General features: G+C 68.6%; 13 protein-coding genes. 9 read left to right on the forward strand and 4 right to left on the reverse strand.

The window, feature by feature from the left end; all coding sequences use genetic code 11:
• The first annotated feature begins 114 nt into the window (after window positions 1–114).
• The 5 genes from ACYQ5L_RS30465 (at window position 115) to ACYQ5L_RS30485 (ending at window position 7,159) form a co-directional block, all read left to right on the forward strand.
• Window positions 115–1,509: an acyl-CoA dehydrogenase family protein gene (locus ACYQ5L_RS30465; RefSeq protein WP_459961666.1), complete on the forward strand. Its 1,395-nt coding sequence runs from the start codon at window positions 115–117 to the stop codon at window positions 1,507–1,509.
• 27 nt (window positions 1,510–1,536) lie between these two features.
• On the forward strand, window positions 1,537–2,763 hold the full coding sequence (locus ACYQ5L_RS30470; RefSeq protein ID WP_459961667.1) for an acyl-CoA dehydrogenase family protein: 1,227 nt from the start codon (window positions 1,537–1,539) through the stop codon (window positions 2,761–2,763).
• A gap of 88 nt (window positions 2,764–2,851) precedes the next feature.
• Complete coding sequence (locus tag ACYQ5L_RS30475; protein WP_459961668.1) at window positions 2,852–3,598, forward strand: 3-keto-5-aminohexanoate cleavage protein; 747 nt, start codon at window positions 2,852–2,854, stop codon at window positions 3,596–3,598.
• Entirely contained in the window at window positions 3,595–5,562 is a 1,968-nt protein-coding gene (locus tag ACYQ5L_RS30480) for a molybdopterin-containing oxidoreductase family protein (protein ID WP_459961669.1), read from the forward strand. Before ACYQ5L_RS30475 ends, ACYQ5L_RS30480 begins: the two co-directional genes overlap by 4 nt.
• 121 nt (window positions 5,563–5,683) lie before the next feature.
• A complete protein-coding gene (locus ACYQ5L_RS30485; RefSeq protein ID WP_459961670.1) occupies window positions 5,684–7,159 on the forward strand; it encodes an AIM24 family protein in 1,476 nt (491 codons plus the stop codon).
• Between the two features lie 36 nt (window positions 7,160–7,195).
• On the opposite strand, the gene ACYQ5L_RS30490 is transcribed toward ACYQ5L_RS30485, so the two are convergent.
• Together ACYQ5L_RS30490 and ACYQ5L_RS30495 are read right to left on the reverse strand one after the other, a co-directional pair.
• The gene (locus tag ACYQ5L_RS30490) at window positions 7,196–8,323 is read right to left on the reverse strand and encodes a metallophosphoesterase (protein WP_459963587.1); all 1,128 of its coding nucleotides are present in this window, start codon (window positions 8,321–8,323) and stop codon (window positions 7,196–7,198) included.
• A 146-nt stretch (window positions 8,324–8,469) separates the two neighbouring features.
• Window positions 8,470–8,934: a T6SS immunity protein Tdi1 domain-containing protein gene (locus tag ACYQ5L_RS30495; RefSeq protein WP_379199530.1), complete on the reverse strand. Its 465-nt coding sequence runs from the start codon at window positions 8,932–8,934 to the stop codon at window positions 8,470–8,472.
• Between the two features lie 73 nt (window positions 8,935–9,007).
• Between ACYQ5L_RS30495 and ACYQ5L_RS30500 the strand changes: the two genes are divergently transcribed.
• Both ACYQ5L_RS30500 and ACYQ5L_RS30505 read left to right on the forward strand, forming a co-directional pair.
• Complete coding sequence (locus ACYQ5L_RS30500) at window positions 9,008–9,517, forward strand: ArsR/SmtB family transcription factor (RefSeq protein ID WP_459961671.1); 510 nt, start codon at window positions 9,008–9,010, stop codon at window positions 9,515–9,517.
• Between the two features lie 24 nt (window positions 9,518–9,541).
• Window positions 9,542–10,435, forward strand: a complete 894-nt coding sequence (locus ACYQ5L_RS30505) for a M23 family metallopeptidase (protein WP_459961672.1) — start codon at window positions 9,542–9,544, stop codon at window positions 10,433–10,435.
• 3 nt (window positions 10,436–10,438) lie between these two features.
• Here the strand turns inward: ACYQ5L_RS30505 and ACYQ5L_RS30510 are convergent, their stop codons facing one another.
• Both ACYQ5L_RS30510 and ACYQ5L_RS30515 read right to left on the reverse strand, forming a co-directional pair.
• Window positions 10,439–11,440, reverse strand: a complete 1,002-nt coding sequence (locus tag ACYQ5L_RS30510; RefSeq protein ID WP_459961673.1) for a hypothetical protein — start codon at window positions 11,438–11,440, stop codon at window positions 10,439–10,441.
• An 18-nt stretch (window positions 11,441–11,458) separates the two neighbouring features.
• The gene (locus ACYQ5L_RS30515; protein ID WP_459961674.1) at window positions 11,459–12,244 is read right to left on the reverse strand and encodes a helix-turn-helix transcriptional regulator; all 786 of its coding nucleotides are present in this window, start codon (window positions 12,242–12,244) and stop codon (window positions 11,459–11,461) included.
• A 106-nt stretch (window positions 12,245–12,350) separates the two neighbouring features.
• On the opposite strand from ACYQ5L_RS30515, the gene ACYQ5L_RS30520 reads away from it, so the two are divergent.
• Complete coding sequence (locus ACYQ5L_RS30520; protein WP_459961675.1) at window positions 12,351–13,193, forward strand: SDR family NAD(P)-dependent oxidoreductase; 843 nt, start codon at window positions 12,351–12,353, stop codon at window positions 13,191–13,193.
• A 107-nt stretch (window positions 13,194–13,300) separates the two neighbouring features.
• Entirely contained in the window at window positions 13,301–14,947 is a 1,647-nt protein-coding gene (locus tag ACYQ5L_RS30525) for an acyl-CoA synthetase (protein WP_459961676.1), read from the forward strand.
• Window positions 14,948–15,039 lie beyond the last annotated feature (92 nt).

Below are 15,039 nucleotides of genomic sequence, written 5' to 3' on the forward strand. Positions count from 1 at the left end.
GCCGTGACCTGCCGATTCGACAACCCTCGACGACTGTTCTTACTCTGAAGTAAGATAGTCTTACTCTGGAGTAAGATTGCTGGGCAGGATCACCCTCCGCACTCAAGAAAACTGGTGATTATGAGCACTCGAGACACCGCAAAGACGCGACGTCCGGATACTTCCGCCGTGGGCCTCAACCCGGTCAAGCGCGACTGGATGGGCGCTGCCATGCGGGTCATGACGACCATTACCGGGTCGGAACTCGCCGAGAAGTACAACCTTCGCAAGCCGATCGACCGGATCACTTACGAGGGCACCAAGACCGGTTTCCGCACCCTCGGCGCGGCCACCCGGGTGTTCGAGAAAGTTGCCGGCGGCGGTGCGCCGAAGCGGCTGCCCGCCAATGAGTCCCGGGGCAAGGACTACTTCGATCTGACGCCGACCGACGAGCAGCAGATGATCGTGGAGACGGTCCGCGAGTTCGCCGCCGAGATCCTGCGCCCGGCCGCCTACGACGCCGACAATGCCGCCAAGGCGCCGCGCGATCTGCTGGAACGGGCCGCGGAGCTGGGCATCACCCTCATCAATGTGCCCGAGGAGCTGGACGGCGCGGCCTCCGAGCGAGGCGCGGTCACCAACGCGCTGGTCGCCGAGGCGCTCGCGCACGGCGATATGGGTTTGGCGCTGCCGATCCTGGCGCCCAGCGGTGTCGCGGTCGCGCTGTCGCAGTGGGGCACCGACGCGCAGCAGAAGACCTATCTGGGCGCTTTCACCGGGGAGAACGTGCCGCAGGCGTCGGTCGTCATCTCCGAGCCGCAGGCGCTGTTCGATCCGTTCGCGCTGAAGACCAAGGCCACCCGATCCCCCAGCGGCTACCGCATCAACGGTGTGAAGAGCCTGGTTCCGGCCGCCGGCGACGCCGAGCTGTTCATCGTGGCCGCCGAGCTGGATGGCCGCCCGGCCTTCTTCATCATCGAGTCGGATACCAAGGGTCTGGTCGTGGAGGCCGATCCGTCCATGGGCCTGCGCGCCGCGGGCCTGGGCCGCCTCATCCTCGACAATGTGGCCGTACCGGCCACCGCCCTGCTGGGCGATGCCGAGACCGCGCAGCGCGCCGAGGACTACGCCGACGCCGTCCGCCTGGCCCGCCTGGGCTGGTCCGCGCTGGCGGTCGGCACCGGTCAGGCCGTGCTGGACTACGTGATTCCGTATGTGAAGGAGCGCGAGGCGTTCGGTGAGCCGATCGCCCACCGGCAGGCGGTCGCGTTCATGGTGGCGAATATGGCCATCGAGCTAGACGGCCTGCGGCTCGTGACTCTGCGGGGTGCGTCACGCGCGGAGCAGGGTCTGTCGTTCGCCCGCGAGGCGGCGCTGGCCAAGAAGCTGGCCACCGACAAGGGCATGCAGATCGGCCTGGACGGTGTGCAGCTGCTCGGCGGCCACGGCTTCACCAAGGAGCACCCGGTGGAGCGCTGGTACCGCGACCTTCGCGCCATCGGCGTTGCCGAAGGCGTCGTCCTCCTCTGACCCGACTTCTCAACGGAGAGATACCAAATGATCAATCTCGAACTCCCCAAGAAGCTGCGGGCCAGCGCCAACCAGGCCCACCAGGTCGCCGCGGAGATCTTCCGCCCGGCGTCGCGCAAGTACGACCTGGCCGAGCACGAGTACCCCATCGAGCTGGACACCATGGCCGCCATGGTGGAGGGCCTGTCCGACTCCGGCGGTGACGTCTCCGGCGCCACCGGCGGCCGCAAGACCGAGGGCGAGAAGGACGAGCACGCCACCGAACTGCTCGGAAACAGCAACGGCGGCAACATGTCCGCGCTCATGAACGCCCTCGAGACCTCCTGGGGCGACGTCGGCCTCATGCTGTCGATCCCCTACCAGGGCCTGGGCAATGCCGCCATCGCCGCGGTCGCCACCGATGAGCAGCTGCAGCGTTTCGGCAAGGTATGGGCCGCCATGGCCATTACCGAGCCGTCCTTCGGCTCCGACTCCGCGGCCGTCACCACCACCGCCACCCTCGACGGCGACGAGTGGGTTCTCAACGGCACCAAGATCTTCGTCACCGCCGGCTCGCGCGCCACCCACATCGTGGTCTGGGCCTCGGTCGACCGGTCGCTGGGCCGCGCCGCCATCAAGTCGTTCGTGGTGCCGCGGGATGCCAAGGGCCTCACCGTGTCCCGCCTCGAGCACAAGCTGGGCATCAAGGCCTCCGATACCGCCGAGATCCGCTTCGAAGACTGCCGCATCCCGAAGGACAACATTCTCGGCAGCCCGGAAGTCAATGTGGAGAAGGGTTTCGCGGGCGTCATGCAGACGTTCGACAACACCCGCCCGCTGGTGGCCGGCATGGCCGTCGGGGTCGGCCGCGCCGCCCTCGAAGAGCTCCGCAAGGTCCTCACCGACGCCGGCATCGAGATCTCCTACGACAAGCCGGCCAACAACCAGCACGCCGCCGCCGCGGAATTCCTGCGCATGGAAGCCGACTACGAGTCCGCCTACCTGCTCTCCCTCCGCGCGGCCTGGATGGCCGACAACAAGAAGCCCAACTCCCTCGAGGCTTCCATGTCCAAGGCCAAGGCCGGCCGCATGGGCACCGACGTCACCCTCAAGGCCGTCGAACTGGCCGGCGCCACCGGCTACTCCCAGCGCACCCTCCTGGAGAAGTGGGGCCGCGACTCGAAGATCCTCGACATCTTCGAAGGCACCCAGCAGATCCAGCAGCTCATCGTCGCCCGCCGCATCCTCAACCTGGGCAGCGACAAGCTGAAGTAAGTTCCGGCACAACGGGAGACCGGTGCGGGCCGCATGGCTCGCACCGGTTTTCCGTTGTTGCGGCGTGTGGGGGTGGAGAATCGGGCGCATGCTGCAGGCTTGTTTGAACGGGGCACGACGGCGGAGTGAGCATGAGCGGTTGCCGGTGACTCCGGAGCAGGTGGCGGGCGATGCGCGGGAGGTGGCGGCGGCGGGGGTCGGGGCGGTGCACATTCATCCGCGGGATGACGGTGGGGCGGAGACTCTCGAGGGGGTGGGGGTCGGGGCGGTGGTGCGGGCCGTGCGGGAGGTCTGTCCCGGGGTCGAGATCGGTGTGACCACGGGGGCGTGGATCGTGCCGGATGTGGAGCGGCGGGTGGAGATGGTGCGCGGGTGGGCGGGGTTGGCGGGGGATCGGCCGGATTCGGCGTCGGTCAATGTGTGCGAGGAGGGGTGGGAACAGGTGTGTGCGGCGCTGGCGGATGCTGGGATCGGGGTTGAGCTGGGGGTGTGGTCGGTGGCGGATGCGGAGCGGGTGCGGGCGGGTGGGGGGCCGCCGCGGGGGACGCGGCGGGTGCTGGTGGAGGTGCAGGATGTGCCGGGTGAGCTTGCCGTTGCCGAGGCGGGGCGGATTTTGGGGGCGTTGCGGCTGGCGGAGGGGGTTCCGGTGTTGGTGCACGGGGAGGAGCGGTCCATGTGGCCGGTGCTGGCGGAGGCGGTGCGGAGGGGGATCGATACTCGGGTGGGGCTGGAGGACACGCTGGTATTGCCGGATGGGAGGCCTGCCGAGGGGAACGTGGCGTTGGTGCGGGCGGCCTTGGGAATCGCGCGGGGCGAATTACGATCTATGGGGTGAAGGTGCTGGGTGCGTGTCCGCTGGACTGTCCCGACGGGTGCTCGTGGGTGGTGACCGTCGAGGACGGGGTGGCGGTCGGGTTGCGGGGGAATCGGGAGCATCCGGTCACCAGGGGCGCGCTGTGTGTGAAGGTGAATCGGTACCTGGAGCAGCTGAAGTCGGATGAGCGGATGCTGCATCCGATGCGGCGGGTGGGGCGCAAGGGCGAGGGGCGATTCGAGCGGATCAGCTGGGATGAGGCGCTCGGGGAGATCGCGGAGCGGGTGGGCGGGATCGTCCGGGAGCACGGGGGTGAGGCGATCTGGCCGTTCCACGGGACCGGGAGCCTCGGGTATATCCAGGGGCTGGAGGGGTTTTCGGGGCGGCGGTTCTTCAATGCGCTGGGGGCGTCGCTGCACGATCCGACGATCTGCTCGGTGGCGGGGACGACGGGGCTGAAGTACACGCTGGGGACTTCGGGCGGGATGGATCCGGAGGACTTCAGCGAGTCGAAGCTGATTCTGCTGTGGGGGACGAATCCGCTGACGTCCGGGCACCACGTGTGGAAGTTCATTCAGGACAGCGGGGCGTACACCATTGCCATCGATCCGGTGCGGACTCGCACGGCCGAGCGGTGCGATGAGCATCTGGCGCCGCTGCCGGGGACCGATGCGGCGCTGGCGCTGGGACTGATGCATGTCATCGTGTCGATGGGGGCGGAGGATTCGGCGTTCCTGGCCGAGCATACCGAGGGGTGGCCCGAATTCCGGGCGCGGATAGCGGAATTCACGCCGGAGCGGGTTGCGGGGATCACCGGATTGCCGGTGGAGAAGATTGTGGAACTGGGTGAGCGGATCGCCGGTACGCGGCCGACCGCCATCCGTGTCTCGCAAGGCATTCAGCGCCACGACGGCGGCGGGATGGCTTTGCGTACGCTGGCCTGCCTGCCGGGCATCACCGGCGACTGGGCGATTCCCGGTGGCGGACTGCACTATTCGACGAGCGGGCACTTCGAGCTCGATCTGCCGAGTCTGGTGCGGTTCGATCTGCTGCCGCATCCGGTGCGGACGCTGTCGATGACCCGGCTCGGCGAGGGGCTGCTGGAGGTCGACGATCCGCCGGTAAAGGCGCTGTTCGTGATTGCGGCGAATCCGGTCGGGTCCAATCCCGATCAGGTGAATGTGCGGCGCGGCCTCGAACGCGAGGACCTGTTCACCGTTGTCCTGGAACACTTTCCGACCGACACCGTCGACTATGCCGACATAGTACTGCCCGCCACCATGCAGCCCGAGCATCTCGATGTGCTGGCCGCGTACGGGAATCTGTATCTGGTGTGGAATGAACCGGCGGTGGCGCCGCCCGGTGAATGCCTGTCCACCACAGAGACTTTCCGCCGGTTGGCGCAGCGCATGGGGCTCACCGAACCGGCCCTGTACGAGTCCGACGAGGAGTTGGCGCGGCAGTTGCTGAAGGGCTACGACGTCGAGCGACTGCGTGCGGAGGGGTTCCTGAAGATCAGCCCGGGGCCGGTGCCCCGCGGGAAACTCCAGTTCGTATCGCAGCGCGCCGCACGGGCCGGGCACGACCCGCTGCCCGGGTACACGCCGCCCGGAGATCCGGGAGACGGGCTGGTATTGATCTCGGCCGCCTCCCACTACTTCCTCAACACCACCTTCGGTGCGAATCCGGAGCTGCTGCGGCGAGCCGGGGAACCCACCGTCACCATCCACCCGCGGGATGCCGCCGCACTCGGAATCGCGGATGGCGCACAGGTTTCCGTCGGCAATGCCCGTGGTTCGTTCGAGGCGGTGGCCGAGGTCTCCGATCGGGTCCGGCCCGGCGTGGCCGCCACCACCAAGGGACGCTGGGCCAAACTCTCCGGCGGGGCCACGGTCAACGCCACCATTGCCGAACGCGACGCCGACTTCGGCGGCGGAGCCGTGTTCCACGACAACCGGGTGCACATCTCGCCGATCGGTGCGTGAGCCGCATGGGGCGGATGCGGCGCGGCCGGGGGTGGTCGTGGCGTGTTCGGCGGCAGCGGGGCAGACTCGACAACGTGGATCGCATGACATCGGAGCGGGACTTCGGCGGGGGTGGTTCGGTGTGAGTTCGCTGGCTCGCGGCGAGAACCGGCCCGCGCCCGGGGATCGGATGACCGTCACGGTGGCTTGTTCGGCCGCCGTCGACGTGTCGGCGCTATTGCTGGGGGCCGACGGGAAGGTGCGGTCGGACGCGGATTTCGTGTTCTTCAACCAACCGGCCGGGCCTGGAGTCACCTATCGGCACGGGCGCGGCAGTGGGGACATGGTCGATGTGGAGACCAGCGCGCTGCCCGGCGATGTGGACAAGGTCGTGGTCACCGCCAGCCTGGACGGCAGCGGGCCAGCCACCTTCGCGGGCGTGGGGTCGCTGACCGCCACCATCGGCTCCGAGGCCGGGGCGCTGACCTTCCCGATGACCGGACTGACCACCGAGACCGGCGTGGTGTGCGTGGAGATCTACCGGCGGGCAGGCGCGTGGAAGGTCCGGGCCGTCGGCCAGGGGTACGACGACGGGCTGGCCGGAATCGCCTCGGCCTTCGGCGTGAATATCGACGATGAGCCGGAGCAGCCGGTGGCGCCGTCCCCGGGGGCCGTGAGCACCCCTGCGACGCAGTCGTATTCGCCGCCCGCCGCGCGTCCGGCTCCGCCCGCGCACTCGGCGCCACCGCCGCCCGCGTACTCGGCGCCACCGCCACCGGCATATTCGGCGCCGCCCACCCCGCCGCCCAATTACTCACCGCCGCCCGCGTATTCGGCGCCGCCGCCACCCATGCCACCTCTGCACCAAGGAGCGCAGCCCATGCAAAGCGATCTGTTCGATCCCCGCCATGCCGAGGTGAACGGGATGGGGATTCAGAAGCAGGGCAGCAAGATGATCAAGGTCGCCGTCAACGGGGAGGTCATGGCCCGCGCCGGGTCCATGGTCGCGTATCAGGGCGATATGCAGTTCAAGGCGCTCGGGTCCGGCGGAATCGGCCGGGCCATTCAGCAGCACCTGACGGGTGAGGGCGTGCCGCTGATGAAGGTGTCGGGGCGCGGAGATCTGTTCCTCGCCAATGGCGCCGCGGATGTGCACACCATCGATCTGGACGGCTCGGATGGGCTGACCATCAATGGATCCAATGTGCTGGCCTTCGATCCGACCCTGAGCTACAGCATCAAGCGGGTGCAGGGCGCGGCCGGATACGCCTCGAACGCGGGCCTGTTCAACTGCGTGTTCACCGGCCGCGGGCGAATCGCCATCACCACGCACGGCGCGCCGGTGGTGCTGAATGTGGATCAGCCGACGTACGCGGACCCGCAGGCGGCGGTGGCGTGGTCGTCGAGCCTGCAGACCGGGATCAAGCGCAATGACTCGTTCGGGCTGGGCCGGCTCATGGGCCGCAGTACCGGTGAGGGCCTCACGCTGGCGTTCTCGGGCCGCGGGTTCGTGATCGTGCAGCCGTCGGAGCTGCCGCCGGGCGGTCTGCTGGGCGGCACCGGCGGCGGGCAGCAGGCGGGTCAGAGCGGCGGCATGCTGGGCGGGATTCTCGGATGACCGTTGCGGGCGCGGATGATCCGCGCCCGGCCGCGGTCAGTTCGCCGGTTCCGGATGCAGCACCAGAACGGTGATCTCGCTCGGCGCGAACACCCGTAGCTGCGGACCCCAGAAGCCGGTGCCCCGGCTGGTGTAGAGCTGGGTGTGCTCGCCGTGCCGGCTCAGGCCCGCCACCACCGGCTGGTCGAGCCGCACCAGGTAGTGGAAGGGCCAGATCTGGCCGCCGTGCGTGTGGCCGGAGATCTGCAGCGCGACACCGCCTTTCACGGCATCGGTGATCTGCTTGGGCTGATGAGCCAGCAGGATGACCGGCAGCTGCGGGTCCGCACCGGCGAGGGCCGCCGGGAGATCCGGGCCGTGCCCGGGCAATGACGTACCGGTCGGATCGTCGATGCCCGCGATCACCAGCCGGTCGCCGCCGCGCTCCAGCGTCTCGTGCTGATTGCGCAGGGGCTGCCAGCCGATCGAGGTCATATGCTCGATCCAGCCCGGCGCGTCACCGAAATACTCGTGATTGCCGGTGATGTAGAACTTGCCCAGCGGGGCCTCGACCTTGCCGAGCGGGTCCACCTGCGCATGCCGCTTCGACACCGACCCGTCCGCGAGATCACCCGCGTGGCAGGCGATATCCGGCTTTTGCGCATTGACGATATCGACGACCTTCTCCGACCAGCGCAACCGATCCAGCGCCGCGAAGTGGGTGTCGGTGACGACCACCATCCGCAGCCCGTCCAGTCCCGGAGCCAACCCGCGAATCCCGACATCCACGGTGCGCACACGCGGCACCCGGCGCGCCTCGAAGACGCCGTACGCGACCACGACCGCGGACACCACCGCGACCGCGGCGGCCACGATCCGGGACCGCGCCGGATCGTCCACGACACCGGCCAGCGCCGGTCGCCCGAGATTGCCGATCACCGACCAGCTGAACAGCACCCACATCACGCCGAGCAGGGTGTCGCCCACGATCGTCGCCGCATCGGCCTGCCGCGGGCCGTGCCCGAGGAACATGGTCGCCGGCAACGTCACATATCCGAGCAGGAACAGCGCCGACCCGGCCCAGAACAGCGGCCCGGTCCCCTCGGTCGGCGCCGCGACCAGCGTCCACCAGGGCAGCGCGAAGAGCAGGGCGGGTATCGCCAGGAAGAGAATCAGGCGCGGCACATATTTCAACGGGTTCGTCCTCGCGAGCACGGAATGAGCGCGCCCGGTCTGCGCCCGGCGCACTGAACTACTTCGACAGTAGAGCGTCCGAGCGGCGGTGATTGTTCCCGCGACGAGCGCGGGCGCTGACCGGATGGGCGGCGAGCTCAGTCGAATTCGATGCCGGAGATCTCGGTGCCCGGGGGCAGGCCGCGGACCTGGTCGTGAATCTGGCCGAGCATATTGAGGCTCATGTCCATGGTGGCGACCTCGATGTTCTCGACATCGAGTTCGCCGCCGAGGACCGGCGGGTGGGAGAAGTCGTAGATCTGGTTCTCCGCGGGGACCAGGCCGGTTTCGGCGACCGCGAGGGCGAGACCGGCGAGGAGGTATTTGTCCTGGCCCTCCTCGCTGTTGAGGGCGGCTTCGACCTCGTCGACGCTGCCCCATTCGTGGGTCAGTTCGCCGGTGATGGTGTCCAGCCACCACACGCCGTCGTCGGCGAGGAAGAAGACGTCGCCGAACAGGGAGGAGCACATGGGGGTCTTCCCCTCCAGGCCGAGCCAGGCCCAGGACTCCAGACCGCTCGCGTATTCCTCCGCGGTGAACGTCTTGATCAGATCCAGCTCCACCCGCCGCACACTACCGCGCGCCGGGGCCGATCCCGTGTTGGCAGAATTTACGTAATTACGTACTATTGGAAATGTGGATCTTGACCAGCGCTTCGAGGAGATCGATCGGCGACTCGCCGCACTGGAGAATGCGCGCGCACCGCGCGACATCCCGGCCGCGCCGGGCGACGACGATTTCTGGGCGCTGAATCGGCTGCAGGAGGAGCTCGCGGCGAACGGCGTCTCCAACGGCGGCGTGCTGTTCACCGGTTCGGTGCGGCTGCCGACCGAGGAGCAGTACGGGTGGCAGATGGCATTCACCACCGACGCCCTGCTCGACGGCGATATCACCGAGGCGGCGGAATCCCTCGCCGCCCTCGGCAATCCGGTACGGCTGCGCCTGCTGCGCGAGATTCTCGGCGGCCGGCGCACCGCGGCGGAGCTCACCGAGCTCGACGGGCTCGGCACGTCCGGTCAGATCTACCACCATCTCCGGCAGCTCACCGCCGCCGGTTGGCTGCACACCGCCGGACGCGGGCGCTACGCGGTGCCCGGCGGGCGGGTGGTGCCGCTGCTCATAGCGCTGGCGACGACCCGGCGCTGAAGGATCACAACCTGGGGAGGACAGATGATCCGCACTCTCGCATTGCAAATCTTCCACTGGACCCGGCTCGCGGCCACGGCCGTGGTGCTCGTCGATCTGGTCCGGTATTTCGGCCCGCTGGACTGGTCCTGGACGGTCTGGGGTGAGCCGACCGGAGTGTGGCGCTGGATTCGGGAGGGGGCCACGCTCTTGATGCTGACCTATCTGGTCGAACTGGTCTACAACATCGCGACGGGCCGCCGCCGCGCCCGCGCCGAGGAGTCGGCGGCGGCCGTCCCGCTCACCGGCGATCGCAGCGGGGATCCGCGGGCCACGGTTCCACTGGCCGCGCCGATCTCCGGCGAATGGACCGCCGTGAACAGCCCGGCCGATCGCGTGCCCAGCCACGGCACCCATTGGGGCGGCCAGAGCCACGCCATCGATCTGACCGGAAACGCGGACGCCGCACCGAGTTTCAGTTACTGGCGGCTGCGCCGCCCCGAGGAGTTCCCGGCCTTCGACAGCCCGGTGCTGGCCCCGGCGGACGGCACCGTCGTGAAGGCCGTGGACCTGCGCCGCGATCACCGCGCACGCACCAGCATCCTGGGCCTGCTCTACTTCTTCCTCGTCGAGCAGATCGTCCGCTCCTTCGCGCCGGACAGCTTCACCTTCGGCAATCACGTCGTCATCGAACTCGCCGACGGGGTCTTCGCCGAACTGTGCCATCTGCGTGCGGGTTCGATTCTGGTCCGGCCCGGCGACAGCGTGCGCGCCGGGCAGCCGGTCGCGCGGGTCGGCAACTCCGGCAACAGCACCGAGCCGCATCTGCACTTCCAACTGATGGATTCGCTGGATCCGGCCAGTGCTCGCGGCATTCCGTTCACCTGGACCGGCATCGGCGTCCCGCGCACCGGAGAGCGATTCGCGGTACCGGCGTAGTCGCTACCCGTGCCCGGCGATCAGCTCCCGGTACACCTCGAAGGCGGGCTTGGGGTGGTAGTCGCTGGTTGTGATGCCGAGCTGCGCGGTGGGTTCCGGGCGAGCCGAATCCGCGTCGCGCAGGCCGAAGAGCTCGCAGTGCGTCACCTCGAGCTCTTCGCGCAGGGCGACGATGCGGCGGACCAGGTGGCCGATGCTGTCGGCCTGATGATCCGGTGTGCGCTCCGGCCCGGTGGGGCTGCCGATCTCGGCGATGTGGATGGGCACATCGCCGAGATGCACTGCCGGCAAACAGTTCTCGCGCAGATGCCGGATGCCGTGCTCGACGAGGGAATCGATATCGCCCGGCATACCGTGGGGCGCCACCGGCGAGAACGCGTCCGGGTAGAGCGCCAGCCCGACATAGTCGATGAAGTCCGCGAATTCGGCCCGCGGCACCTCGGCGAGATGCTCCCAGAAGGCGTCGTCACCGCCATTCCATTCCTGCGGTTCGGCCACCGAGAACCCGATCCGGACGTCGCCGTGACCGGCCGCGTCCAGGGACTTACGGGCATGGGGCACACCGCGAATCAGCGCCTCCATGACTCCGGGCGAGCTGCCGTCGATCCACGGGATATCGAAATTGGGTTCCAGCGTGATCTGCAGATAGCGGGCGACGGCGCCGTAGCGCTCTATGGCCCGGTCGATGAAGGCCAGCCAGCCCTCGACATCCGCGGTGACCGGCAGGTAGCACAGCACCAGGTCCAGTTGCCTGCCCTGCTCGCGATACCACTGGTCGGGCATGGTCAGCTCGGTCCGGACCCGGTCCGGATGCAGCACTCCCGCTCGCTCCGGATCCGGCGGGTCACCCAGGAAGTGCAGGTATTCGCGCACGACGAACGGGGCGTCGCCCTGGAGAAGCCTGACCAGGCTGTCGATGACGACCCGGTTGTCGGGCGGGCCGCTCACCGTGCTCACCTGTCCCGCCGCGTAGACGCCGAAGGTCATTCCGCTCGAGGAGGTCACTCCTCGATACAACCACGTTCAGGCGGCGGTGAAGCGAAGCGCCAGTTGCGTGCGCGTGCTGCAACCGGTTTCGGCGAGCACGCGGGTGAGGTGCTTCTTGACGGTGTCGGTGCTGATGAACAGGCGCTCGGCGATCTGCCGGTTGGTCAGGCCCTGCGCGGCGAGGTCGGCGACATCCCATTCCCGCGGCGTGAGCCGCCAATTCGCGGTGGCCGCACGGCGATCGCGATCCCGGTCGAGTTGCTCGACCACCAGGGGCGCGAGCAGCCGGCGCAGTGCGTGCAGGACGGCCATGTCACGCTCGGAGACGCGGGGCGCGCCGGCGACGGCCATGCCGATGAACAGCACACCGGACGGACGGGCGTCGACCGCCATGGCGGCCTTATCGGTAATACCGTTCGGGCGCAGGAACTCTCGCACGAATCGGGAGTCGGGAGCGAGCTCGCCGAGGCGCCCGACGCCGCGTGACAGAATCGCCTCGATGGTCGCGGCGCTGCGGAACGGATCGGAATCCGCCCAGCGCTCGGCATAGTCGGCCAGGAAATCCTGGGAGTAACCGCCCTGCACGCCACAGCCCTGCCGCACCGCGTCGGCGAGCGTATCGCCGTGCAGCACAGCCACTCCGGTGAAGCCGAACCAGCTCTGCAGCGCGTGCACCAGCCGCTCCCGGAATTCCGGCAGATCGGCGGCGCGGTCGACCGCCTCCAGCACGCCGACCAGCCGCCGATGATCCTCGGCCGAGAGCGGCTCACCGTCCGGGAGCGGGCGGGGTCGACGGAAGGGGTTGGTCAGTGCGCCGGTCACGCGTCAATCTTCCACCTTCGGGCCATACCCGGCCAGGCCTCGCGGCGGCATCCTGAATGGCGAGCGCCCCGGGAAAACGTCCGGGGCACAGCGAAAAGGACCGACCATGAGTGCAGACAACACCCCGCGCCGCTGGCTGATCACCGGGGCCAACAGCGGTTTCGGCACAGCCTTCACCCACGCCGCCCTCACCGCCGGTGACGAGGTCGTCGCCGCCGTGCGCCGACCGGAGAGCATGGCGGATATCGTTGCCGCCCACCCGGATCGGGTACGGGTGGTGCAACTCGACGTGCGCGACGCCGCGGCCGCCGAGCGCGCGGTGAAGGAGGCCGGGCGGGTGGACGTGCTGGTGAACAATGCCGGATACGGCATTGTCGGCGCCATCGAGGAGACCGCCGAGGCGGATGTGCGCGATGCCATGGAGGCCATGTTCCACGGCCCACTGCGGCTGACCCAGCTGGTGCTGCCGCAGATGCGGGAACGCCGCAGCGGCGCGATCGTGCAGGTGAGCAGCATGGGCGGCTTCATGTCCTTCGCCGGCGTCGGCATCTACAGCGCCGCCAAGGGGGCGCTGGAACTGGCCAGCGAGGCCCTGGCCGCCGAGGTGAATCCGCTGGGCATCCAGGTCCTCATCGTCGAACCCGGCGCGTTCCGAACCGGTTTCGCCAAACCGTCCGCTCTCAGCGTCAGCTCCGAGATCGCCGATTACGCCCCGACCGTCGGCGCCATTCGCGATGGCCTGCCCGCCTCCGATCAGCAGCAGCAGGGCGATCCGGACAAGGCCGCGGCCGCGGTCCTGGCCACCCTCGGCCGGGCCAATCCGCCGCTGCGCCTGGCGCTGGGCGCGGATGCCGTCGAGGCCATTCGCGGCAAGCTCGCGACCGTCACCGCCGACCTGGATGCCACCGCCCATCTGGGCCTGACCACCGCATACGACACACCCGAGTGAATGTCCGGCATGACCGTATTTGTGTAACGCCGATCACACTCCACTGCTACGGTTGCGGCACCTGCCAGTTCCGGATGGCGGGTGCACGTTCTCTCGGAGGTGGCGAGATGGCCTCGATTCTTCATTCGGCGCAGCGGAAGCTGGTTCTCACCGGCGAGGCGTTCAAGGCACTGGGGACGTTGCGGGAGAAGGGGGTCACCGATCCCCGCGACCCGCTGGAAACCTTGCGGTCGATCCGGGATTCCCGGGTGTTCGGCCCGCCGGCCACGGCCGTGCGGCATGCGGCGCGGACCTGGCCGGAGAATGTCGCGGTGGCCGATGAGCGCGGCGAGCTCACGTATCGGGAGCTCGACGAGGGCTCCAATGCGGTGGCGCGCGGGTTGCAGCGGATGGGGGTCACGCCGGGCACGGTGATCGGGTTGCTCGCGCGCGATCATCGCGGGCTGTTGCTGGCCACGGTGGCGGCCGGGAAACTGGGGGCGCGACTGGCGCTGATGAACACCGGGTTCGCCAAACCGCAGTTCGCGCAGGTGTGCGAGCGGGAGAACGTGAAGGCGGTGCTGCACGACAGCGAGTTCTTCGGACTGCTCGACGCCCTGCCGCCCGAGCTCCCACGGGTGCTCACCTGGGTGGACGAAGGCGCCGAACTGCCCGAGAACGCAACGACTCTCGATATGCTCATCGCGGCCAATGCCAAGGCTCCGCTGCCCGCCCCGAAGCAGCCGGGCGGGGTCATCATTCTGACCAGCGGCACCACCGGACTGCCGAAAGGCGCTCCGCGCGACAAGGTTTCGCCGCTGGCCACCGCACAGCTGGTGGACCGCATCGACTTTCCGCGCCAGGGCACCATGGTGATCGTCTCGCCGATCTTCCACAGCACCGGCATGGGCACCTGGCTGGTGGGCGTGGGACTGGGCAACAAGGTGGTGGTGGCGCGCCGCTTCGATGCCGAGCAGACGCTGCGCATGATCGCCGACCATCACGCCCGGATGCTGGTGGCGGTGCCGACCATGCTGCATCGCATGGTGGAGCTGGATCCGGCGATTCGGGAGAAGTACGACCTGTCCAGCCTGAAGGCCATCGTCATCGCCGGTTCCGCGCTCTCGCCGGAACTGTCCAATCGCACCGCCGAGGTCTTCGGGCCGGTGCTGTACAACCTCTACGGCTCCACCGAGTGCGCGGTCGCGACGGTGGCCCGCCCCGAGGATCTCGCCGTCGCGCCCGGCACGGCGGGCCGCTCCCCCATCACCTGCGAGGTCGCCCTCTTCGACGAGGACGGCGCCCGCATCCACGACACCAATGTCACCGGCCGCATCTTCATCCGCTCCGGCGCACCCTTCAAGGGCTACACCGACGGCCGCCACAAGCAGATCATCGACGGCTACATGTCCAGCGGCGATGTCGGCCATTTCGACGAGCGCGGCCTGCTGTTCGTCGACGGCCGCGACGACGACATGATCGTCTCCGGCGGCGAGAACGTCTTCCCCCAAGAGGTCGAGAACCTCCTCCTCGAACGCAGCGACATCTTCGACGCCGCCGTGGTGGGCGTGGACGACGTCGAATTCGGAAAACGCCTGCGCGCCTTCGTGGTCCCCGAACCCGGCGAACAACTCGACCCCGACGAAATCAAAACCTTCGTCAAGGACAACCTGGCCCGCTACAAGGTCCCCCGCGACGTCTACTTCCTCGACGAACTCCCCCGCAACGCGACAGGCAAGCTCCTGCGCAGAGTCCTGGTGGAGTACGAGCCCTAGGGCGTTCAATGTGCAGCCCCAGGGCGGCGAGGGTGCGGCCATATGACGACGCTGCGCAGTCCTCGGAGATGCCGGGCGCAGCCCTCATGGCG

Source organism: Nocardia sp. IFM 10818 (assembly GCF_054655275.1).

Bases quoted from the DNA above. Each gene is read 5' to 3' on its own strand.
- ACYQ5L_RS30470 (WP_459961667.1), top strand. From the start codon at position 1,537: ATGATCAATCTCGAACTCCCCAAGAAGCTGCGGGCCAGCGCCAACCAG.
- ACYQ5L_RS30475 (WP_459961668.1), top strand. From the start codon at position 2,852: ATGCTGCAGGCTTGTTTGAACGGGGCACGACGGCGGAGTGAGCATGAG.
- ACYQ5L_RS30505 (WP_459961672.1), top strand. From the start codon at position 9,542: ATGATCCGCACTCTCGCATTGCAAATCTTCCACTGGACCCGGCTCGCG.
- ACYQ5L_RS30520 (WP_459961675.1), top strand. From the start codon at position 12,351: ATGAGTGCAGACAACACCCCGCGCCGCTGGCTGATCACCGGGGCCAAC.
- ACYQ5L_RS30525 (WP_459961676.1), top strand. From the start codon at position 13,301: ATGGCCTCGATTCTTCATTCGGCGCAGCGGAAGCTGGTTCTCACCGGC.